The 21,983-nt window shown below is 70.3% G+C and carries 18 protein-coding genes; 5 read left to right on the top strand and 13 right to left on the bottom strand.

The annotated features are described in order from the left end of the window. Positions 1 to 10 precede the first annotated feature (10 nt). Positions 11 to 1,759 carry a thiol reductant ABC exporter subunit CydD gene (gene cydD / locus ACZ5Z2_RS08690; RefSeq protein WP_464761554.1) on the top strand — a complete coding sequence of 583 codons (1,749 nt, stop codon included), beginning with the start codon at positions 11 to 13 and terminating at the stop codon, positions 1,757 to 1,759. Further along, the gene (cydC, locus tag ACZ5Z2_RS08685; RefSeq protein WP_464761553.1) at positions 1,756 to 3,507 is read left to right on the top strand and encodes a thiol reductant ABC exporter subunit CydC; all 1,752 of its coding nucleotides are present in this window, start codon (positions 1,756 to 1,758) and stop codon (positions 3,505 to 3,507) included. Before cydD ends, cydC begins: the two co-directional genes overlap by 4 nt. 280 nt (positions 3,508 to 3,787) lie before the next feature. Here the strand turns inward: cydC and ACZ5Z2_RS08680 are convergent, their stop codons facing one another. From ACZ5Z2_RS08680 to ACZ5Z2_RS08625, 12 genes are all read right to left on the bottom strand, one after another. Continuing rightward, positions 3,788 to 5,191 (bottom strand): MBL fold metallo-hydrolase RNA specificity domain-containing protein, encoded by a 1,404-nt coding sequence (locus ACZ5Z2_RS08680; protein ID WP_464761552.1) that lies wholly within the window; start codon positions 5,189 to 5,191, stop codon positions 3,788 to 3,790. After that, on the bottom strand, positions 5,188 to 6,126 hold the full coding sequence (locus ACZ5Z2_RS08675) for a ribose-phosphate pyrophosphokinase (protein WP_464761551.1): 939 nt from the start codon (positions 6,124 to 6,126) through the stop codon (positions 5,188 to 5,190). The genes ACZ5Z2_RS08680 and ACZ5Z2_RS08675 overlap by 4 nt, the downstream gene beginning before the upstream one ends. Continuing rightward, a complete protein-coding gene (locus ACZ5Z2_RS08670; RefSeq protein ID WP_464761550.1) occupies positions 6,123 to 7,658 on the bottom strand; it encodes a thymidine phosphorylase family protein in 1,536 nt (511 codons plus the stop codon). Before ACZ5Z2_RS08670 ends, ACZ5Z2_RS08675 begins: the two co-directional genes overlap by 4 nt. A gap of 63 nt (positions 7,659 to 7,721) precedes the next feature. Beyond that, positions 7,722 to 10,232, bottom strand: coding sequence for a phosphoketolase family protein (locus ACZ5Z2_RS08665; RefSeq protein ID WP_464761549.1), 2,511 nt, complete (start codon positions 10,230 to 10,232; stop codon positions 7,722 to 7,724). Positions 10,233 to 10,385: 153 nt separating this feature from the next. After that, positions 10,386 to 10,955, bottom strand: coding sequence for a lipocalin family protein (locus ACZ5Z2_RS08660; protein WP_464761548.1), 570 nt, complete (start codon positions 10,953 to 10,955; stop codon positions 10,386 to 10,388). A 20-nt stretch (positions 10,956 to 10,975) separates the two neighbouring features. Further along, positions 10,976 to 11,998 carry an SAM-dependent methyltransferase gene (locus ACZ5Z2_RS08655; protein ID WP_464761684.1) on the bottom strand — a complete coding sequence of 341 codons (1,023 nt, stop codon included), beginning with the start codon at positions 11,996 to 11,998 and terminating at the stop codon, positions 10,976 to 10,978. Between the two features lie 53 nt (positions 11,999 to 12,051). Then, positions 12,052 to 12,846: a DUF1295 domain-containing protein gene (locus ACZ5Z2_RS08650; protein ID WP_464761547.1), complete on the bottom strand. Its 795-nt coding sequence runs from the start codon at positions 12,844 to 12,846 to the stop codon at positions 12,052 to 12,054. Then, entirely contained in the window at positions 12,843 to 13,376 is a 534-nt protein-coding gene (locus ACZ5Z2_RS08645; RefSeq protein ID WP_464761546.1) for a DUF2878 domain-containing protein, read from the bottom strand. Before ACZ5Z2_RS08645 ends, ACZ5Z2_RS08650 begins: the two co-directional genes overlap by 4 nt. Before the next feature lie 2 nt (positions 13,377 to 13,378). Beyond that, the gene (locus tag ACZ5Z2_RS08640) at positions 13,379 to 14,671 is read right to left on the bottom strand and encodes a class I SAM-dependent methyltransferase (protein ID WP_464761545.1); all 1,293 of its coding nucleotides are present in this window, start codon (positions 14,669 to 14,671) and stop codon (positions 13,379 to 13,381) included. Continuing rightward, entirely contained in the window at positions 14,668 to 15,444 is a 777-nt protein-coding gene (locus ACZ5Z2_RS08635) for a DUF1365 domain-containing protein (RefSeq protein WP_464761544.1), read from the bottom strand. Before ACZ5Z2_RS08635 ends, ACZ5Z2_RS08640 begins: the two co-directional genes overlap by 4 nt. Further along, a complete protein-coding gene (locus ACZ5Z2_RS08630) occupies positions 15,441 to 16,730 on the bottom strand; it encodes an NAD(P)/FAD-dependent oxidoreductase (RefSeq protein ID WP_464761543.1) in 1,290 nt (429 codons plus the stop codon). The genes ACZ5Z2_RS08635 and ACZ5Z2_RS08630 overlap by 4 nt, the downstream gene beginning before the upstream one ends. A 1-nt stretch (position 16,731) precedes the next feature. Further along, complete coding sequence (locus ACZ5Z2_RS08625; protein ID WP_464761542.1) at positions 16,732 to 17,694, bottom strand: acyl-CoA desaturase; 963 nt, start codon at positions 17,692 to 17,694, stop codon at positions 16,732 to 16,734. A gap of 193 nt (positions 17,695 to 17,887) precedes the next feature. Between ACZ5Z2_RS08625 and ACZ5Z2_RS08620 the strand changes: the two genes are divergently transcribed. Both ACZ5Z2_RS08620 and ACZ5Z2_RS08615 read left to right on the top strand, forming a co-directional pair. Beyond that, a complete protein-coding gene (locus tag ACZ5Z2_RS08620; RefSeq protein ID WP_464761540.1) occupies positions 17,888 to 18,460 on the top strand; it encodes a sigma-70 family RNA polymerase sigma factor in 573 nt (190 codons plus the stop codon). After that, positions 18,457 to 19,140 (top strand): ChrR family anti-sigma-E factor, encoded by a 684-nt coding sequence (locus ACZ5Z2_RS08615; protein WP_464761539.1) that lies wholly within the window; start codon positions 18,457 to 18,459, stop codon positions 19,138 to 19,140. Before ACZ5Z2_RS08620 ends, ACZ5Z2_RS08615 begins: the two co-directional genes overlap by 4 nt. Before the next feature lie 318 nt (positions 19,141 to 19,458). Here ACZ5Z2_RS08615 and ACZ5Z2_RS08610 read toward each other — a convergent pair whose 3' ends face one another. Next, positions 19,459 to 20,103, bottom strand: coding sequence for a hypothetical protein (locus ACZ5Z2_RS08610; protein ID WP_464761538.1), 645 nt, complete (start codon positions 20,101 to 20,103; stop codon positions 19,459 to 19,461). 601 nt (positions 20,104 to 20,704) lie between these two features. Between ACZ5Z2_RS08610 and ACZ5Z2_RS08605 the strand changes: the two genes are divergently transcribed. Further along, positions 20,705 to 21,861, top strand: a protein-coding gene (locus ACZ5Z2_RS08605) for an IS3 family transposase (protein WP_464759034.1) whose coding sequence is annotated in 2 segments (ribosomal slippage) — positions 20,705 to 20,945 and positions 20,945 to 21,861 — 1,158 coding nt in all. Because the reading frame shifts where the segments join, the coding sequence is not laid out codon by codon here. Positions 21,862 to 21,983 lie beyond the last annotated feature (122 nt).

Genomic DNA, 21,983 nt, shown 5'->3' with positions numbered 1-21,983 from the left:
GCACGCGCGCATGGCATCCGCCGCGAACGCCTGGCTGCGCGAGCAGGCCCGTCCCGTGCGGCGCCTGCTCGCCGCCGGCGTCTGCGCGGGCGCCACGCAGGCGCTGCTGACGTGCCTGGGCGCGTGGCTGCTGGCGCACGTGCTGGCCGGCGCGATCTTCCATGGCCGCGGCTGGCGCGCGGCGTGGCCTTGGCTGCTTGCGCTGGCGCTGCTGGCCCTGGCGCGCTTCGCGCTGGTGCTGTGGCAGCGGCGCGCCACCTTCGAGGCCGGGGCGCGGGTCGCCGACGCGGTGCGACAGGCGCTGGACGCGCGGCTGCGCGAACTCGGCCCGCGCTGGGCCGCGCAGCAGGCCAGCGGCGACCTGGCCACCCGGCTGGTCGACGGCGTCGATGCGCTGGTGCCGTACTACGCGGGCTACCTGCCGCAGACGGCGTTCGCCGTGGCGGTGCCCGCGATCGTGCTGCTGGCGGTGCTGCCGGCCGATCCGTGGTCGGCCTTGGTGCTGGTGGCGACCGCGCCGCTGATCCCGGTGTTCATGGTGCTGGTGGGACGCGCCGCCGAGCAGGCCAGCCAGCGCCGCTGGACGCGCCTGCGTCGGATGGGCGCGCGCTTCATGGACGCCCTGAACGGACTGACCACGCTGCGCCTGTACCGCGCCGCCGTGCGCGAGCAGGCGGTGCTGGCCGCCACCGGCGAGGCATACCGGCGCGAGACGATGGCGGTGCTGCGCGTGGCCTTCCTCTCCGCGCTGGTGCTGGAATTCTTCGCCACGGTGAGCATCGCCGTGCTGGCGGTGCTGATCGGCTTCCGGCTGCTGGGGGGCAGGCTGGCCTTCGAGCCGGGGCTGTTCGTGCTGCTGCTGGCGCCGGAGTTCTTCCTGCCGCTGCGCGCGCTCGGCACGCAGCGGCACCGGCGCATGGAGGCCGCGGCGGCGGCGGAAGACCTGGCCGCGCTGCTGGCGGCGCCCGGGGCGGAGAAGGAAACGGTTCGGACGTCCAGCCGTCCATCGCCTTCGTTCGTGTCCGTCGCCAGCGTGGCGCTGGCCTGTGAGCACGTCGCGTTCGGCTACGGCGACGGGCGCCGCGTGCTGCACGGCCTCGACCTCGCCGTGGCCGCCGGTGCCCGGCTGAACGTGGTGGGCGCCAGCGGCGGCGGCAAGAGCACGCTGCTGGCGCTGCTGATGGGCTTCGAGGTGCCGCAGTCGGGGCGGATCCTCGTCAACGGGCGCGACCTGGCCGGGCTGGATCTCGCGGCATGGCGCCGGCACGTCGCCTGGGTGCCGCAGCGCGCGCACGTGTTCCACGGCACACTGCGCGACAACCTGCTGATCGCCGCGCCGGACGCGGATCCGCTCGCGCTGCGCCGCGCCATCCACGCCGCCGTGCTCGCGCCGGTGGTTGCGCGCCTGCCGCAGGGGCTGGACACGCCGCTGGGCGAGCGCGGCCACGGCCTGTCCGGCGGCGAGTGCCAGCGCCTGGCGCTGGCCCGCGCATGGCTGCGCAACGCGCCGCTGCTGCTGCTGGACGAACCGACGCAGCACCTGGACGAGGCGACCGCGGTCGACATCGACGCCGCGCTGGCGCGCTTTGGCGAAGGTCGCACGGTGATCCGCGTCACCCACCGGCTGGGCGCGATCGCCGACGGCGAGCAGGTGGCGGTGCTGGCGGATGGGCGCATCGCGGAGCAGGGCAGCGCCGCCGCACTGCGCGCCGCGAGCGGCCTGTTCGCCCGCCTGCTGGCGGAGGATCGCGCTGCATGAGGACGCCGCGCGCCGCCGCAGACTCCGATGCCGCCGTGGTGCGCCGGCTGTTCGGCCTGCTGCGCGGCGAGGATCGCCGCTGGCTGCTGGCGGGGACGGCGCTGGCGCTGGCCAGCACGCTGGCCGGCATCGCCCTGCTGGCGGTGGCGGGGCATTTCATCACGGCGATGGCGCTGGCCGGCGCCAGCGGGGCCGCGATCAACTACTACACGCCGGCGGCGCTGATCCGGCTGTTCGCGATACTGCGCACCGGCGGCCGCTACGCCGAGCGCCTGGCGACCCACGAGGGCACGCTGCGCGTGCTGGCGCGCCTGCGCACGTGGCTGTTTGCGCGCCTGGTGCCGCTGGCGCCGGCGGGGCTGGGCGGCGTGCGCAGCGCCGAGCTGTTCTCGCGCCTGCGTGCGGACGTGGACGCGCTGGAACACGCCTACCTCGGCGCGCTGCTGCCGCTGGCGGTGGCGGCGTCGACCTCGCTGGTGGTGCTGGTGGTGGTGCTGTGCCAGCTGCCGGCGCTGCTGCTGCCGCTGGCCGCGCTGATGGCCACGGGCGGCCTGCTGCTGCCGCGCTGGACGCTGCGCCATGGCCGCGCGCCGGGCGCCGAGGCGGTGGCGTGCATGGAGAGCCTGCGCGTGCTGGCCGTCGACGGCCTGCGCGGGCGGGCCGAGCTGGCCCTGTACGGCGCCGAGGCGGCGCATGCCGCGCAGGTCGAAGCCGTGGCGGCGCGGCTGCGGCGGGCACGCCGGCGCATCGATGGCCTGCAGGCCGCGGGCAGCGCGGGCGTGGCGCTCGCCGCGCAGTTCGCCGTGATCGCCGCCCTCGCGTGCGGCCTGCCGGCGCTGCAGCGGGGCACGCTGGCGCCGCCCGACCTGACCATGCTGGCGCTGCTGGCGATGGCCGCGTTCGACGCGCTGGCGCCGCTGCCGGAAGCCTGGGCGCAGTGGGGCGCCACGCTCGCCTCGGCGCGCCGCGTGTTCGCGCTGGCCGACACGCCGCCCGCGGTGGCCGAACCCGCGGCGCCGACGCCGCCCGCGCACGGCTACGACCTGATGGTGCGCGGGCTGCGGCTGCGCTACGGCGCGGCAGGCCCGTGGGTGCTGGACGGCGTCGACCTCGATCTTCCGCAGGGGCGGCGGCTGGCCCTGGTCGGCGCCTCCGGCTCCGGCAAGAGCAGCCTGGCGGGCGCGCTGCTGCGGCTGTATCCCTGCACCGGCACGGCCACGCTGGGCGGCGTGCCGCTGGACGCCTGGCGGGGCGACGAGCTGCGCGCGCGCATCGCGCTGGTCGACCAGCAGCCCTACCTGTTCGACGCCAGCCTGCGCGACAACCTGCGGCTGGCGCGGCCCGACGCCAGCGACGCGCAGCTCGCGCAGGCGATCCGGCGCGCGCAGCTGGACGACTACGTGGCCGGCCTGCCGCGGGGCCTGGACACCTGGGTGGGCGAGAACGGCGTGCGCGTCTCCGGCGGCGAGGCCCGCCGCATCGCCATCGCCCGCGCGCTGCTGGCGGACGCGCCGATCCTGATCCTGGACGAGCCGCTGGAAGGCCTGGACGCCGGCACGGCGGCCCGCCTCTACCGCGCGCTGGACGAGGCGATGGCGGGGCGCAGCGTGCTGCTGATCACGCACCGGCTGGGCCAGCTGTCCGCGCTGGTGGACGAGGTGGCGACGCTGCGCGGCGGCCGCATCGCCAAACCGGTGCCGGTCGTGCGATCCGTGTGCGCGACGGCTGCGCTGGAGACGGATGCCTGACGGAACGTCGTGCCTGCCGAGGGGATCAGGCCTTCCTGTAAACGGGCTCTGTGTGCGAGCACGCCCGGGTGCTGAAGTGGCTGGCGCTGCTTTCTGCTCGGCAGGATCAACGCCGATGCCGGCATCCTCGGCACTTACCGCGGGGGCGCGTTGTCGCGCTCCCTGGTGTGGCTCACCTTCGACGTGATGGGCCTGTCCGCCGCCGGGCTGTTTCTCACCCTCGTCATTCCGCGCTGAGGGCGTGCCGCGGCCCCGCATCCGGCGGCCGCTGCGTTCCGCCTCAGCCGATCAGGATCGGCTCGCCCATGCCTGGCATCTGGTTGGCGATGCCGAGCGCATCCAGCTTTTCAGCCATGGCGCGCATGCCGGCTTCGTATTCGCCGTGCACCAGCAACACCTTGCGGCGCGGCGAGGTGCCCAGCCACGCCAGCAGGTTCGCCTGGTCGGCGTGGGCCGAGAAGCCGTTGATGGTCCACACCTGCGCACGCACGCGGATCTCCTCGCCGAAGATCTTCACCGTTGGCGCGCCGTCCACGATGCGGCGGGCCAGGGTGCCCTCGGCCGCGTAGCCGACGAAGACGATGCTGCTCTTCTCGCGCCACAGGTTGTGCTTGAGGTGGTGGCGCACGCGGCCGCCGGTGCACATGCCCGAGCCGGCCAGGATCACCGCGCCGCTCTCGATGGTGTTGATCGCCATCGACTCGCTGGCGTCGCGGGTGAAGCGCAGGTGCGGCAGGGCGAACGGGTCGCCTTGTTGCAGTTCCTGGCGGAAGGCGTCGCCGAAGCACTCGGGGTGGCGGCGGAAGATCTCCGTGGCCGAGATCGCCATCGGCGAATCGAGGAAGACCTGGATGCCTGGCGGAAGCTTGCCGTCGCGTACGCCCTGGTGCAGGTAGTAAAGCACTTCCTGCGCGCGCTCCAGCGCGAAGGTGGGGATGACCACGTTGCCGCCGCGCGCCACGGTCTCGCGCACGGCGCGGTGGAGTTCGTCCACCGAGTCGGGCAGCGAGCGGTGCAGGCGGTTGCCGTAGGTGGTCTCGATCACCGCGTAGTCCGCCGCCGGCGCGGGGGCGGGCGAGCGCAGGATCGGCCGCCCCGGGTCGCCGAGGTCGCCGGAGAACACCATGCTGCGCTGCTGCGCGCCGTCGTCGAGCGTGAGCAGGATCGAGGCGGAGCCGAGGATGTGGCCGGCGTCCAGGAAGCGCGCGCGGATGCCGTCGGTCACCGCGACGTCCTCGCCGTAGGGCACCGGGTCGGCGAAGAAATCCATCGCGTGCAGCGCGTCGTCCAGCGTGTACAGCGGCTCGGAGGCCGGCTCGTCGCCGCGCCGCCCATGGCGCTGGCTGTGGCGCGCGTCCTCTTCCTGCAGGCTGGCCGCGTCGAGCATCACGATGCGGGCCAGGTCGCGGGTGGCGCCGGTGGCGAAGATGCGGCCCTTGAAGCCCTCGCGCACCAGCTTCGGGATGCGGCCGCAGTGATCCAGGTGCGCGTGGGTCAGCAGCAGCGCGTCGATGCCGGCGGGGTCGAAGCCGAACGGCTCGTGGTTGGCGCGCTCCTGCTCGCGGCCGCCCTGGAACATGCCGCAGTCGACCAGCACGCGCCGGCCGTTGCAGTCGACCAGGTGGCAGGAGCCGGTGACCTGCTTGGCGGCGCCGTGGCAGCTGTATGCGATGCGTGGGTTCATGGCTTGGTGTCCTGTGGCTGGCGGGTGTGGGAGGCGGCGTCGCCGCACAGCGCGTACGCCGCCGCGGCCACCTCGGCGGCGATGTCGATCTGCGCGTGGCTGCCGGGAATGGTGGTGCAGGCGACGATGCGGTCGGCGCCGGCGGCGTGCAGCCGATCCATCGCGTCCTGCGCGAAAATGCCGTGCACGCCGATGCAGACGGGTTTGCGCGCCATCTGCGCGGTCAATGCCTTGAGGTTCTCGACCATGGTGCGGCCGCTGGAGATGATGTCGTCCACCAGCACCGGCGTGTGCGCCTTCCACTGCGCGATGCCGGGAAGCTGGATGCGCACGTCGCGGTCGCCGTAGCGCTCCTTGGTGGCGACCACGAAGGGCGCGCCGAGCCGGCGCGCCACGTCGCCCACCCACTGCGCGCTCTCGCCGTCGGGGCCGACGATCAGCGGCTGCTCGACGTTGGCGGCGATCCAGGCCGCGATGCTCGGCGCGGCGTGCACCACGCGCGCCTCCAGCGTGTAGACCTCGGACATCCGGTGGATGCGGTGCAGGTGCGGATCGACCGTGACCAGCCAGTCGAAGGCGCCGCTGAGCAGCTTGGCGAAGATCCGCGCGGAGACCGCCTGGCCCGGCTCGAAGCGCTGATCCTGGCGCATGTAGGCCAGGTAGGGCGCGACCAGGCCCACCCTGCTGGCGCCCAGTTCGCGCAGCGTGGCCGCCGCCATCAGCAGCGGCACCACCTTGGCGTCGGGGTGGTCGAGCGTGCAGACGACGATGGCCTCGGGCGCCGCCGGCACCGGTTCGATGCGCACCATCGTCTCGCCGTCCGGGAACGGGTGCACCTGCACGGCGGCGCATTCCCGGCCGCCGGCGCGCGCCAGTTGCCGGGCGAACGCCATGTTGCCGGGCATGGCGTAGAACGTGCTCATGGTCGTGCTCATGGCGAATCCTCCACGGTGACGATGCCCGGATGCCGGGCCACGTATTCGCTCGCGTAGGCCAGCTCGCCGGGGCTTTCCGCGTGCAGCACGAACAGCGGCTGGCCCGCCGCGACGCGGTCGCCGAGGTGCGCCTCCAGGGTCAGCCCGGCCAGCGGCGACGACGGCGCGCCGGCCAGCTTGGCCGCGCGCGAGAGCTCGCGGTTGTCGATGTTGGCGACGACGCCCGCGCGCGGCGCCGGCACCGGCTGCCGGTAGGCCGCCGTGCCCGGCGTGCGCAGGCCGCCCTGGGCTTCGCAGATCGCCTGGAACTGCGCCCAGGCGCGGCCCGAGGCCAGGCAGTCCGCCGCCACGCGGCGGGCGTCGCCGGCCGCCGCCGCGCCGCCGAGTTCGAGCACCGCCGCGGCGACGTCGAGCGCGCGTTCGCGCAGGTCGGCGGGCGCGCCGGGCTGGTTGCGCAGCACGGCCAGCACGTCGTGCGCCTCCAGCGCCGGGCCGATGCCGCGGCCGACCGGCTGGCGGCCGTCGCTGGACAGGATGCGCAGGCGCAGGCCGAAGGCGTCGGCCACCTGGGCCAGCAGTGCGGCCAGCGCCTGTGCCTCGGCGGCGTCGCGCACCTTCGCGGTGGGGCCGGTCGGCATGTCGATGACCACGTGGGTGGAACCGGCGGCGATCTTCTTCGACAGCACCGAGGCCACCATCTGGCCGCTGCTGTCGATGTCCAGCGCGCGCTCCACGCGGATCAGGATGTCGTCGGCCGGCGCCATGTTCATGGCGCCGCCCCACACCATGCAGCCGCCGGTGCATTCCACCACGCGGCGCATCGCGCGCTCGTCCAGCTCGACCGGCGCCAGCGTGGCCACGGTGTCGGCGGTGCCGGCGGGCGAGGTGATCGCGCGCGAGGAGGTCTTCGGCATGAGCAGCCCCTGCGCCGTGGCGATGGCCACCACGATAGGCGTGGTGCGGTTGCCCGCCAGGCCGCCGATGCAGTGCTTGTCGACGACCAGCGGCTGCTTCCAGCGCAGGCGGTCGCCGGTGTCGACCATGGCGCGGGTCAGCGCGACCACCTCGTCCACCGCCAGGCGGTCGGCGCAGCCGGCGGCGATGAAGGCGGCCAGCTCGATGTTGGAATAGCGGTGGGCCACGATGTCGCCGACGATGGCGTGCATCGCCGCGTCGTCGAGCGCCTTGCCGAACAGCTTGGCGCGCACGCCGGCCAGCGAGTCGACGCTGGGCGGGTGGGCCAGCGCCACGCGGTCGCGTTCCTGCGGCTGCAGGAAGCGCCAGGCGGATTCGGACAGGCCCACTTCGTCCATCGCCAGCAGGCCGCCGCGCGTGATGTTCAGCGTGGCCAGCATGCGCCGCTCGCCCAGGCGCAGTTCCAGCCGCGAATGCGTGCCGAAGCCCTCGCTGCGGCAGACCGGCGAATGCTCGTGGAGGTAGGCGACGTGCTCGGGGCCGGTGTCGATGCCCAGGCGGCGCGGGCGATGGTTGCCGGCGGGTGGTGCTGTGGTGGTCGTCGTCGGCGTGCTCATGAGGCAAGGCTTCTCCGCAGGATCTGGTGTGCCGGCGTCGGCGGCGCCGGAAAGGCGGCGCGGCTAGGCGTCCGTGAACAGCTGGCCGTGCGGCTGGCCCTTGGCCAGCGGCGGCGGCGCGTCGGATTGGGAACCGTCGTCAGTCCAGCGCCAGTGGCGGATCTCGGGCAGGTCCTCGAAGTGCGCGCGGATGTAGTCGTGGTGCTCGTGCAGCTTGCGCTGGAACAGTTCGACGGCGCCGTCCGCGGCGGGATGCAGCCGCGTCGCGTGCTTCAGCGCCTCGATCGCCAGGTGGAAGCGGCTCATGCCGTTCAGCACCACCATGTCGAACGGCGTGGTGGTGGTGCCGCGGTCGGAGAAGCCGCGCACGTGGAAGCGCGCCTCGTTGGCGCGGCCGTGCACCAGCGAGTGGATCAGCCAGGTCGAGCCGTGGAAGGCGAACACCACCGGTGCCGTGCGCGTGAACAGCGCCTCGAACGAGGCGTGATCCATCCCGTGCGGGCGCGCGTCGGGGTCGGCCAGCACGCCGAGGTCGACCACGTTGACCACGCGCAGGCGCAGGCCGGGCACGTGCCGGCGCAGCAGCCAGGCGGCGGCGACCGTCTCGACGGTGGGCACGTCGCCGGCGCAGGCGAGCACCACGTCCGGCTCGCCGTCGCCCTCGTTGCCGGCGAAGGCCCAGGCCGAGGCGCCGCGCGAGCAGTGCTCAAGCGCCTGCTCGAAGCTGAGCCACTGGAATTCGGGCTGCTTGCCGCAGGTCACCACGTTGACGTAGTCGCGGCTGCGCAGGCAGTGGTCGAACACGTTGAGCAGGCAGTTGGCGTCGGGCGGGTAGTACACGCGCACCACGTCGGCGCGCCGCTGCATCACGTTGTCCACGAAGCCGGTGGACTGGTGGCTGAAACCGTTGTGGTCGTTGCGCCAGGCGTGGCTGGACAGCAGGATGTTGAGCGAGGCGAGCGGCCGCCGCCACGCGAACTCGCGGCACTGCTGCAGCCACTTGGCGTGCTGCGTCACCATCGAGTCGACCACCTGCGCGAACGCCTCGTAGGTGGACCACATGCCGTGCCGGCCGGTGAGCAGGTAGCCTTCCAGCCAGCCTTCGCAGAGGTGCTCGCTGAGCACTTCCATCACCCGGCCGTCGGCGGAGTAGTGCTCGTCGACGGCGAGCGCGGGGCCGAAGGCGTGGCGGTCGCTGGCGTCGAACACCGCGTTGAGGCGGTTGGAGTTGGTCTCGTCGGGGCCGAACACGCGGAAGTTGGCGGGGTTGCGGCGCATCACGTCGCGCAGGTATTCGCCCAGCTTGCGCGGCGCCTCGGCCACCACCTGGCCGGGGCCGGGCACCTCCAGCGCGTAGTTGCCGAACTCGGGCAGATCCAGGCTGACCAGGCTGCGGCCGCCGTTGGCGTGCGGCGAGGCGCCCAGTTGCAGGCGGGTAGGCGGGTTAAGCGCGTCGATGTCCGCGGCCGGCGCGCCGTTGGCGTCGAACAGCGACTCCGGCGCGTAGCTGCGCAGCCACGCCTCCAGGATCGCCAGGTGCGCGGGGTTCTCGCGCACGTTCGCCAGCGGCACCTGGTGCGCGCGGAAGGTACCCTCGACCGGCAGGCCGTCCACTTCCTTCGGCCCGGTCCAGCCCTTGGGCGAACGCAGGATGATCATCGGCCAGCGCGGCGGCTCGCGCAGGCCTTCGCCGCGGGCGCGCGCCTGGATGCCGCGGATCGCGGCGTGGCATTGGTCGAGCGCGGCGGCGAAGCGCTGGTGCATGCCGGGCAGGTCGTCGCCGGCGACGATCACCGGCGCGTAGCCGTGGCCGCGGAACCGTTCCAGCAGCATCTCGTCCGGGGTGCGCGCCAGCACCGTGGGCGCGGAGATCTTGTAGCCGTTGAGGTGCAGGATCGGCAGCACCGCGCCGTCGCGCCGCGGGTCGAGGAACTGCGCGCTCTTCCAGCTGCCTTCCAGCGGGCAGGTCTCCGCCTCGCCGTCGCCAACCACGCAGGCCACGAGCAGGCCGGGGTTGTCGAACGCCGCGCCGAAGGCGTGCGCCAGCGCGTAGCCCAGCTCGCCGCCCTCGTGCATGGAGTTGGGCGTGTGCGGCCCGCAGTGGCTGGGCACGCCGCCCGGCGTCGAGAACTGGCGGAAGAAGCGCAGCATGCCTTCGGCGTCGCGGGTAATGTCGGGATGCACCGCGCCGTAGCTGCCTTCCAGCCAGGCGCAGGCGTTCATCGTGGGGCCGCCATGGCCGGGGCCGGAGATGAACAGCGCCTCCTGCCCGTGCTCGGCGATCAGGCGGTTGAGGTGCGCGTAGATGAAATTCTGCCCGGCCGAGGTGCCCCAGTGGCCGAGCAGGCGCGGCTTGATGTGCTCCACGCGCAGCGGCTCGCGCAGCAGCGCGTTGTCCTGCAGGTAGATCTGGCCCACGCACAGGTAGTTGGCCGCCATCCAGTAGCGGTGGACGCGCTCCAGTTGCGCGGGCGCCAGCGGGGAGCTTGCCTTCCCCGTTGCGGCATCGTCGTCGCCAGACGTCGCGCCGGTGTCGGCGCTGGAAAATGCCGCGTTGAAGGTATATGTCGCCATGCCTCGCCATCCCGCCGCCGAGCCGGCGACATCGACCGTGTGGCGAGCATTCTCGCGGCGGGTGCAACGCGGCGGTTGATATGGATCAACCGTGGTGGAACGGATGTCTAAGCATGCAGGTGCATGCTGCATGCAGACCTTGGGGCAGGGCGACTAGGGTGCGTTATCGCGCGTAGGATGCGCCCCTGGCACGGACGGCCATGACTGGGGGATCTTGCGGAGTCTTGATGTGTTGTAGCCCAAAGCTGCAACTTGCGTCCGCAGTGATGCCCACTCCGCTGCTGTCACGGCAGGCGTGCGCGCGAACACCCACGTGTAGTCGCGCGCATCGCGGGCCACGATCATCTCGCTGTAGTCGGGCTTGAGCCACGCCACGATGTACTGCGCCTTGACCGGCCAGAAAATCTGCACGCCCCAGACCGCGCCGCCGGTGCCGGGACGCACGTAGCCGGTGGAGCGGATCTGCTTGAGCGGCCCGTCGGCGGCGTGCTTGTTGAAGCGGAAGGTGGTGAGGATGTTGCCGTCCGGCTGCAGCGTGTAGGTTTCCACCGCATTGCACGCATCGCGTTCGAACACGGTGGGGATGGCCGCGATCAGGTACCACTTGCCCATGAAGCGTGGCAGATCCACGTGCGGCACCGGACGGATCGGCGGCAGCGTGCCAGCCTCGGCGGCTGTACCGAACAAGGCCAGCCCGAGCCAGAACGTGCGGAGGGTTCGCATGGCGTGTTTCCTGCCCGACATCACGGCCGCACGAAGCGGTAGTGCGCCACTAGCCACTCCTGGCCGCCGGCGTAGCCGAACAGTTCGGCGCAGGCCATCCAGAACATGCGCCAGCGCTGGAACCACAGCGCGGCATGCTCGCCGTAGGCCTCGCGCAGCACGGCCATCACCGCCTCGCGCTGGCTGTCCTGGCGCTGCAGCCAGTGGTTGGCGGTCTTCGAGTAATGCGTGCCGTCCACCGACCAGCGCTGCTCGATGGAAAGCGACTGCTGGAAATGCAGCAGGGTGTCGGCAGCCGGCATCAGGCCGCCGGTGAAGAAATGCCGGCCCATCCAGTTCTCCGCGCCCGCCGTCTCAAACGGATACGCCAGGCCGCGGTGCGCGAAGATGTGCACGAACAGCTTGCCGTCAGGCCGCAGCCACCAGGCGATGCGCTGCATCAGCAACTGATAGTTGCGCACGTGCTCGAACATCTCCACCGACACGCAGCGGTCGAACTGCCCCGGCATCAGGGTCAGCGTGTTCACGTCGCGGGTCAGCACCTGCACGTTCGACAGATCGCGCGCGCGGCATTGCGCCTCGATGTGCTGCCGCTGGCCGTGCGAGTTGGACACCGCGGTGATGCGCGCGTTGGGGTAGCGCTCGGCCATCCACAGCGTGAGCGAACCCCAGCCGCAGCCCAGCTCCAGGATGTCCATGCCGTCGGCCAGTTCCGCGCGCTGGCCGTACAGCGCCAGCATCGCCTCCTCGGCCTCGGCCAGGGTTTCATCGCCGCGCGGGTAATGGCAGCACGAATACTTCAGGCGCGCGCCCAGGCAACGCTGGAAAAACGCCGGCGGCAATTCGTAGTGCTGCGCATTGGCCGCCGCCGTCTCGATGGCCAGCGGGCTGCGCCTGAGCGTGTCGATCAGCTGCGCCTGTCGCGCGGCCTGTGCGGAGAGTCCGCCGGCGCGCTCCTCGCGCAGGCGCTCGGCGCACATCTGGCGGATGCCGAGGCGAACCAGCGCGTCGGGCAGCAGGCCGCGCTCGGCCAGGCCGAGCATGCCGGGCGCGGCGCGTTCGCGGGAAAGCTCTGCGGTGTCCAGGGCAGCGGTATTCATCCATCGATCCTCAGGTCGAGCGAGCGTTTCGGGAACCACGGAAAAAGCATCGGCGTGCTGCGCTGGTAGGCGCGATAGTCCTCGCCGCGCGTGCGCAGTGCCTGCGCCTCGGTGAACGGGATGCCGCTGATGAAGCGCAGGAACAGGAACATCAGCAACGGCCCGCTCCATGCCAGCCACGCCAGCGGCGAGCCGGCGGCCATCGCGACGTAGGCGAACCAGTGCAACCATTCGAAGAAGTAGTTCGGGTGGCGCGAATGGCGCCACAGGCCGTGGCGGCAGGTGTGGCCGCGTTGCCGCGGATCGGCGCGAAAGCGCGCGAGCTGGGCGTCGGCGACGGCTTCGCCGAGCACGCCGGCGATCCAGATCGCCACGCCTGCCGCCAGCCACGGCGAGGTCGCGGCATTCGTTGCCACGGCCACGAAGGGCAGGGCGAACAAGGGAACCAGCACGGCCTGGAACTGGAAGAACGCGAACAGCTTGCCCTGATCGCCATGCCAATGCTCGCGCAGCGCGCGATAGCGGCCATCCTCCGGTTCGTGCCGCACGCGTCGCCACAGGTGTAGCGCCAGCCGCGAACCCCACAGCCCGCCCAGCACGCCGAGCGCCAGTCGCGGCGCCGCCGCGCCGCAACCAAGCACGGCCAGCAGCACCGCCGCGCCGCCCAGCCCCGCAGCCCACAGCGCGTCCACGATGCCGGTATTGCTGTACCGCCGCTGCCAGCGCCAACCCAGCGCCATCATCAGCGCCGCCAGCGCCCACACCAGCAACAGGATCAGCCACGCGTTCATGGCGTGCCCCGTGCCACGTCGGCCTGCAGCCAGCCGCGCGCCAGCGTGGTGAGCAAGGGGAGCGCGATGGCCCAGCCCGCCGCCAGGGCCAGCAGCGCCGGCCACAGCGGCGAAGGCATCGTCACCGCATGCCAGCCGCGCGCTGCGCCAAGATAGGCCAGCGGGCCGCCGACTGCGCCGAACACCGCGGCCAGCGCGGGTCGCGTATGCAGGTAGCCGAACAACGGCACGATGGTCAGCGCAAAGGCCAGCCACAAACACATCAGCCACGCGGGCGATTCCGCCCACGGCCACGGCGCGGCGTAGGCCACCAGGCCGCCGTGCACCCACAGGTTTTCCAGCACCAGGCCGAGCACCAGCGCGACCGCCAGCAACCGCCATTCGACGCGACGATGTCTCGACACCATCAGCCGCCAGGCCGCGAAGGCCAGCGTGCCCAGCACGCCGGGCCACCACTGCCCGTGGCCGGCGCCGATCACGGCGGTGAACCACACCGCTTCGTAGGCGATCAGGGTGAGCCAGAAGTTCATGCCTAGCCCCGTCCCCTGCCGGTGCCGTTGCGTCGCCAGCCTGGGCGCGCCATCAGCAGGTGCGACACGCCGATCGAACGTTCGCGGAAGCCGCCCTCGCAGTACGCGAGATAGAACTCCCACATCCGTATGAAGCGGTCGTCGAAACCCTGTGCGCGTACCTCGGGCAGCTTCGCCATGAAGCGTTCGCGCCATGCATGCAGCGTGCGCGCGTAAGAGTCGCCGAAATCCTCCTGTGCGATCAGGCCGAGGTCGCTGCTGCGCGCCTTGGCCGCCAGCATCGCGCTGAGCGACGGGATGAAGCTGCCGGGAAACACATGGCGCTTGATGAAATCCACCGATTTCAGCGCCTGCGCGTAGCGGTGGTCCTCGATGGTGATCGCCTGCAGCAGTGCCAAGCCGTCGGGCTTGAGCAGGCGGCCGAGCTGGTGGAAATAGGTGTCCAGGTACTCGGCGCCGATCGCCTCGACCATCTCGATCGATACCAGTTTGTCGAACTGGCCGTCGAGGTCGCGGTAATCCCGCAGCAGTACCTGGACGCGCCTGGTCAGGCCGGCCGCCGCCACGCGTTCGTGCGCCAGCTCGTGTTGCTCTTGCGAGATCGTCGTGGTGGTGACGTGGCAACCGTAGTGCTTCGCCGCGTATAGCGCGAAGCCGCCCCAGCCGGTGCCGATTTCCACCACACGGTCGCCGGGCTGGAGGTCGAGCTTGCGGCAGATCAAGTCCAGCTTGCGGGACGAGGCGGCCTCCAGCGTGTCGTCCGCGCCGATCCAGTAGGCCGAGGAATACATCAGGTCGTCCGACAGGAACAGCTTGAAGAAGTCGTTGCCCAGGTCGTAATGCGCGGCGATGTTGCGCCGGCTGCCGTGGCGCGTGTTGCGCCGTAGCGCATGCAGCGCACGCATCGCCATGCCGCCGAAACGCGCCAGACCCGTCTCCATGCCGTCGAGCAGGCCGCGGTTGCGCAGCAGCAGGCGGATCAGGTCTACCAGAGCCTGCCCCGGACTTGATCCGGGGGCGCTGCAATGCCATTGGCCATCCATGTAGGCCTCGCCCGCGCCCACGCTGCCGTTGGCCGCGACGGCGCGGTAGAAGGCCGGGTCGAGCACGTCGAGCTGCACCGCCAGGTTCGTGGTTTCGCTGGCGGGCGTGCCGAGGACCGCGGTGCCCAGCGTATCGCGCAGGGTCAGCCGGCCATGGCCGAAGCCCGCCAGTTGCTGCAGCAGGCGATCGCGCAGGAAACGGTCGAGGGTGCCGATGGGCGTGTCGGTGTCGCGTTGCACGATGGCGTTCATGGCCTGCCTCGGGAAAGCTGTGGGTGGTCGTGGAAGGGGTTGCGCTTCAGCCACAGGCGCAGCGCGTTCCAGTAGATCGCGCCCACCACCTGCGCCGTCATCAGCGGATAGCGCCACAGCACGCGCGCCAGCGACGTGCCGTCCAGCGGCAGGCGCTGCATGTGCAGCCTGGCGTCGAACTGGCGCTCGCCTTCGCGCAGCACGCTCATGTGCACGTGCAGGTCGTCGCCGGGCAGGCTGAAGCGCCAGTCGTAATCGCGCTCCATCGGCATGAACGGCGAGACGTGGAAGGCCTTGCGGAAATCCCAGCGCAACAGCCACCCCTGGTCGCGTGCGGTTTCGCGCGGAAGCACGTAGGCATGGCGTTCGCGCCAGGGCGTATTGGTGATTTCGGCGACGATGCACTCCAGCGTGTCGCCGTCCGCGGCGTAGCAGTAATAGAAGCTCACTGGGTTGAACACGATGCCGCCGTAGCGCAGGTGCGTGAGCAGGCGGATCGGGCCTGCCGGACAGCGGCCGGTCGCCCGCTGCACGCATTGGCGCACCGCATCGGCCAGCGGCATCGTGGCGGGGCCGAGGTAATCGCTGCGGCGGAACTCGGCCAGGTTGCGGCGACCGTTCGACCACAGCCAGCGCTCCGCGAACACGCGCTCCACTTCGTCCAGGTCCAGGTACAACTGCGCCATGCGGTAGCGAAAGGCATGCGGCTGCGGCGTCATCCGGCGATGCCACACCGTGCCTTCGTAGACCGCGCTGCGCAGCGATGCGCTCATGCGGCGGCTCCGGCTGAAGATGGCAGCGGGGCACATTGGGCCGCGCCCCAGCGGACGTCGAACGCGCTGGCGACTTCCACCGCGCTGCGCATGCCGTCCTCATGGAACCCCCAGCCCCAGTAGGCGCCGGCGAACCAGGTGCGGTTGAGGCCCTGGATCTCCGCCTTGCGCCGCTGCGCCGCCACCGAGGCATGCGTGTACACCGGGTGGTGATAGCGCATGCGCCGCAGCACCTTGGCCGGGTCGACCGCCTCGCTGCGATTGAGCGTGACCACGAAGGGTTGCGGCGCATCGAGCGACTGCAGCAGGTTCATGCAGTAGCTCACCGTGCACGGCGCGCCGGGCTCGCGCGGAATGAAGGCATTCCACGCGGCCCAGGCCTTGCGGTTTCGCGGCAGCAGCGTGGCGTCGGTGTGCAGCAGTACCTCGTTGGCCTGGTAGGGCATCGCGCCGAGGATCGCGCGCTCGCGCTCGCTGGCGTCGGCCAGCAGGGCCAGCGCCTGGTCGCTGTGGCAGGCCAGCACCAGTTGGTCGAAGTGCTCGCAGCCGGCATCGGTCGTCACGGCTGCGCCGTGCATGTCCCGCCGCACTGCGCGCACCGGGCAGCACGGCCGTTCGCGCACCGCCCAGCGGCTGCGCAGCGCGCGCACGTAGCTGGCCGAGCCGCCGCGCACCACGCGCCATTCCGGCCGGCCGGCAACCTGCAGCATCTGGTGGTTCGCCATGAACTGCACCAGGTAGCGCGCCGGGAACGCCAGGATCTGCGCGGACGGCGCCGACCACAGCGCCGCGGCCATCGGCACCAGATGCTCGTCGCGGAAGGCGGCACCGTAGCGGTTCTGCGCGAGCCAGTCGCCCAGCGTAGGGCCCTGGCGCGGGTCGCGGAGCAGGGCAGGGGCTTCGCGGTAGAAGCGGAACAAGTCGCGCACCATGCCGATGAAGCGCGGCGACAGCAGGTTGTGCCGCTGGCAGAACAAGGTATTCAGCGAGGTGGCGTTGTACTCCAGCCCGCTGGCCTCGTTGTGTACCGCGAAACTCATCGTGGTCGGCTGCGAAGCCACGCCCAGTTCATCGAACAACTGCGTCAGCAGCGGGTAATGCACGGGGTTGTGCACGATGAAGCCGGTGTCCACCGCGTAGCGCCGGCCATCGAGCTCGATGTCGTGGGTGTGCGTGTGGCCGCCGAGGTAGTCGTTCGCTTCGTACAGCGTCACCTCGTGGCGGCGCGACAGCAGCCAGGCCGAAGCCAAGCCCGCGATGCCCGATCCGATCACGGCGACGCGCATCTCAGCGCTCCGCCTTGCCGAGCACCCAGGCCGGCACCGGCTTGAGGTCGTGCACCAGCCCCAGCAGCGCCATCAGCTTGAGGCCATACCAGGTCAGGTCGATTTCCCACCAGCGGAAACCCTGCCGCGCGCTGCCCGGAAAATAATGATGGTTGTTGTGCCAGCCCTCGCCGAAGGTGAGCAGGGCCAGCCACGGGTTGTTGCGGCTGTCGTCACGCGTGGCGTAGCGGCGCGAGCCGTACCGGTGCGCCAGCGAGTTGATCGTCACGGTGGCGTGGAACAGCGCCACGGTGGAAACGAAGAAGCCCCACACCAGCAGCTGCGCGCCGCTGGTGTGCAGGGAAGGTGCCACGTGCTGCAGCAATGCGCCCAGCGCATACAGCGCCAGCGCCAGCAGCACCGGCACGGCGATGTCGTAGCGGTCGAGCCAGCGCAGCTCCGGATACACCGCCAGATCCGGCACGCGCTCCAGCTCGGTGCGGAACGCCCGCGGCGTGAGGAACCAGCCCGCGTGGCTCCATAGGAAACCGTGCACGCCGGGCGAATGCGGGTCGAGCGCTGTGTCGGCGTGGCGGTGGTGATGGCGGTGGTGCGCGGCCCACCACAGCGGCCCGCGCTGGGCGCAGGCGGCACCGATCAGCGCGAACAGGAATTGCACCGCGCGCGACGTGCGGAAGGTCTTGTGCGAGAAGTAGCGGTGGTAGAAACCGGTCAGCGCGAACATGCGCAGCGCATACAGTGCCGCCGCCACGGTCAGCGCGGTCGGGGACACGCCGACCCAGATCACGCCGAGGCAGGCTAGGTGCATCGCCATGAACGGCGCGGCGCGCAGCCAGTCGATGCGGTCGGCGAGCGATTCATCTGCCGGCTCCGGCACCTCCGCCGTATCGAACCACTGGCGCAGGCTGCGGCGGCGTGCGGGCTGGTCGGCCATGCTTGCAGGACGGGCGGGGCGGGTGGACATGGCGGCGATCCGGTGGCGCGTTACCAACCGATACGGGACGGACAGGCAAATGGATGCATGCCGCCGCCGATCCGGCTGCATCCGATCGGCGCCGGAACACGTACAGATCACGGAGCACCCATGGCCACCTTGTCCTAAGATGAATTCCCACCACCCTCCAGCAAGCCTGTCGCCATTCGAGGTGGCGCGAGCCATGTCGAGCAGCGAAACCCAGGTATGGGGTGCCGACTACTGGTCTGCCCAGATGGAGGCGGTTGCGCGGCAGCGCGACCGCGACTGCTTCATGCGCATCTACGACCACTTCGCACCGCGCGTGCGGCTCTATCTGAAGGGCATGGGCGCCCCAGAGTCGGTCGCCGAGGAACTGGCCCAGGAGGCCATGCTGCGGTTGTGGCAGCGCGCAGGGCTCTACGACGCCACGCGCAGCGGCCTGTCCACCTGGCTATTCCGCATCGCACGCAACCTGCACATCGACCGTGTGCGCCGCGAGCCGTGCTGGGTACCTATGGACGACGAGCCGGGGTGGCTGGACAGGGACGAGGCCGACGCATTCTCCTCGGCCGAAAGCCACGCCGAGCACGCCGACCTGCAGATCCGCATCGAACGCCTTCCGGCCATCCAGGCCCGCCTGATCCGTATGTCCTACTTCGAAGCCAAATCCCACCAGGAAATCGCCGACGAGCTCGGCATGCCCCTGGGTACCGTGAAATCCAGCCTGCGTCGCGCCTTCCAGCGCCTGCAACTGGGCGTAAGGGGGCAGGCATGAACCCGCGCCACCATCTCGACCAAGCCACCGTGGTCAGTTTTGCCGCGGGCGTGCTCTCGCAGGAAATGGCTGCCGTGGCGGCCACCCACATCGAGATGTGCCGGCTCTGCCGGGAGCGCCTTGCCGATGCCGAGCGCATCGGCGGCGCCCTGCTGGGCCAGCAGCAACCGGCCGCGGCGGACGCTGCGCGCGGCATCCGCCTGCGTGAGGCGATGCAGGAACTGCTCGACGCGGAGCCGGAAACGGGAGCGCGATCCTCCGCTTCGCGCACGGAATGGATCGCCGCGCCAACCGATCCGGATTGCCTGCCGCGCCCGCTGCAGCCGTATTTCGGCGCCTCCTGGCGCGCCTTGCGCTGGCGCTGGATCGCGCCGGGCGTGCACATGATCCGGGCTGCGTGCGGCAGCGGCGATGCGCTGATCCTGCTCAAGATCGCCCCCGGCAAGAGCATGCCGCTGCACAGCCACCAGGGCACCGAGCTCACCCAGATCCTCCAGGGCGCCTACGACGATGCGCTGGGCCACTATGCGCCCGGTGACGTGGCCGACCTGGACAACGAGGTGGAACACCAGCCGATCACTGCGCCGGGCGTACCCTGCGTGTGCGTGGCGGCGCTCGATGCGCCGCTGCGCTTTCCCGGTTGGCTGGCGCGCAAGCTGCAACCGCTGGTCGGCTTGTGATGCCGCCCAGCCTGGGCGACGCAGCTTGCCATCCCATACACGCGCAGGCTTGTGCCGGGACGCGTGTTGGATCCCGTCGGACGTGGCGGGGATGGAGTGCAGGTTGTCCGCATCATCGATCGCCAGGTGGCGCATCTCTTGGCGCACTTCCATCAGCACATGGAGCGCATCGGAGTCGACGGTCGCGAACCACGAGTATCAAGGGTTCAGCTGGTCGCCTATCAGCAAGCCCAACTTGTTCATGGACGGGTGCCAACGATCAGCCTTGGTCGCGCAGCGATGCTGCGGGTCGCGTTCGGAGGCTGCACCACAACGACACTATTGCCACTGCACCAGCAAGAACCAGTGCCACCCACGCCGTGACATCGGCGCCAGCCAAGGGCGATAGCCGACCAGCCCCCACACCACCGCCAGCACGTACCAGGGATTGCCGGACATGCGAACGACGGCGCTGAGCACCAGCAGGGCCGCCAGTATGAACAGCACCAGCGTCCAGGGCAGCATGTGCGCAACCGGAAGCAGGCGGAACGCCACGATCACCTGAGCCGCGTTGAGGAACACCGCAAGCGATATCCAGCCGGCGTGCAGCGACAGTGGCACCCATTGCCACCGGCGACCGCGCGCGTGCCGGGCCGTGCGCGCGACATGCCATGCAGCAAAAAGCAGACAGGCCAGGCTGCCCCCGATGATGGCCAGCGCCAGCCAGAATTCTTGCCGCGAAAACGCCATCATCCACAGCGAGGTCAGCGCGAAGCCCATCGCCGCCGTCAATGGACGGATGCGCCGCAGGGCCGCATCGGCCCGCCGGTTCAGGCACTGCCAGGTGCCGTAGACCACGTCCAGCAGAAAGATCGGCCCCCAGATGGCATACGCGTAGCCTGCACCCACGATCGGCGTGGGGTAGCGATCGGAAATCGCGCCGTTGGTGGGGCCGAACACGCCGGTGTGCATGAGCGCCAGCACGTGCCGGCGCCGGCAGGTCGCCAGTTGGCGACCAATGGATGCTGTCTCGGTGGTTCGATAGTCCGCGTGGACATCGTGAACGGTGTTCCGACGTACACGTAAGAGTCAGACGGTGCGCATCCTGTGGCTTGCCCGCAGTAGTGCTACCGCACGAAGTTGTCAGTCCGTACCGAAGCGCTGCGAGTTCGTGCAGCGTCACAACCCCGGCGGGCGTTGTGAATTCCTGCCGCTGTTCGTCATACCGCCAAGGCAAGCGGGTGCGGGGATGTGCCATTGCGTGAGCCTCCATGCATCAGGGCGACCAGCAAAGCAAGCACGGTGCCAGCAGTCAGTTTTGCGGAAGAGCGCGAACTTTCTAAAGGCTAATAAAATCAGCAAGATGCCCAATTCATCTGCTGCTGCAGATGCGGTAACCGTGCTGAATTAGCGCAACGTGGTCGCGAACTTGTGCAGTTTGCTCGATTCGGTCACGAACTTTTGAACCTTAAGTGTGCCGACCCTCGATTCACTTCCGCTCGGTCTTTCGGTGTGACCAGTCGGGGTTCCCCCCCGATTTCACGGACACTTACGAGAAGGCCGATCGAGGCCCTGAGGAGTGTTCATGTCGAAGCGAAGGAAGTTCAGTGCAGAGTTCAAGCGCGGCGCGGTTGAGCAGGCCCGCCAACCGGGTGTCAGTTGTGCCCAGGTGGCCCGCGAGCTGGGGATCGGGGAGAACCTGCTGACCCGTTGGAAGCGTGAAGCCCAGAGCCAGGGCAAGGTGGCCTTCGGCGGAACCGGGACGCCCCGGGACGAGGAGCTGGCGCACCTGAAACGCGAGCTGGCGCGCGTGAAGAAGGAGCGGGATTTTTTGCGCGAAGCGGCGACGTTCTTTGCCAAGGGATCATCCTGAGGTATCGGGTGATCGAACGTTGCCGCGACGAGTTTCCGGTTCGGTTGATGTGCCGCTGTCTGCGTGTGTCGACCAGCGGCTACTACGATTGGAGCAAGCACTCGCCCAGTGCCCGCCAAGCCGACAACGATCGCCTGCTCGGCCGTATCCGTGAACTGCACGAGGACAGCCGTGGCGTGCTGGGAGCGGGACGGATGCATGAGGATCTGGCCGCGGAAGGCGAGTCGGCCAGCCTGAACCGGGTCGCGCGCCTGATGGCGGCCGATGGCCTGCAGGGTTGGCCACGCAAGAAGCGGCGCGGCCAGCGGGGTCAACCGGGGCTGGCCCCACCGGGCGTGCGCAACAGGCTGGAACGGGACTTCACCGCACTGGAGCCGGAGACCAAGTGGGTCACCGACATCACCGAGATCAAGACCGACGAAGGCAAGCTGTATCTGTGCATCGTGCTGGATCTGTTCGACCACCGGGTCGTGGGTGGGTCGATGCATCATCGGCAAGACCGGCAGATGGTGATCCGGGCCGTGCAGATGGCGGTATGGCAGCGCCAGGGAGGCGAGCCGGTGATCCTGCATTCGGATCGCGGCAGCCAGTTCCGCAGCGGCGACTACCAGGACTATCTGGTGGCCAATGCGTTGGTGTGCTCGATGAGCGCGGTCGGCCATTGCGGGGACAATGCGGCTTGCGAGGGCTTCTTCGGCCAGCTCAAGCGTGAGCGCATCTACCGCATGAGGTACCCGACGCTCGATGCAGCAAGAGCCGATGTGTTCGAATACATTGAGCGGTTCCACAATTCGAGGATGCGGCGCAGGCAGGCAAGGCAGGATCTGAAGTTTTCCACCCTTTCACAACCGTCCGTGATTTCGGGGTAGAACCCTCGACGTGTCCCCCGTTCTTTGCGCAGCGCTGCGGCATGATGATGGCGCCGTAAGCTACTAGTCGATACCAGTGAAAGTGGCGCACAATACACACGCCTGTCGAACGACGGTGAACT

This window comes from Rhodanobacter sp. G1, from assembly GCF_055397855.1.
This window is presented reverse-complemented; position numbering and strand designations above follow the sequence as displayed.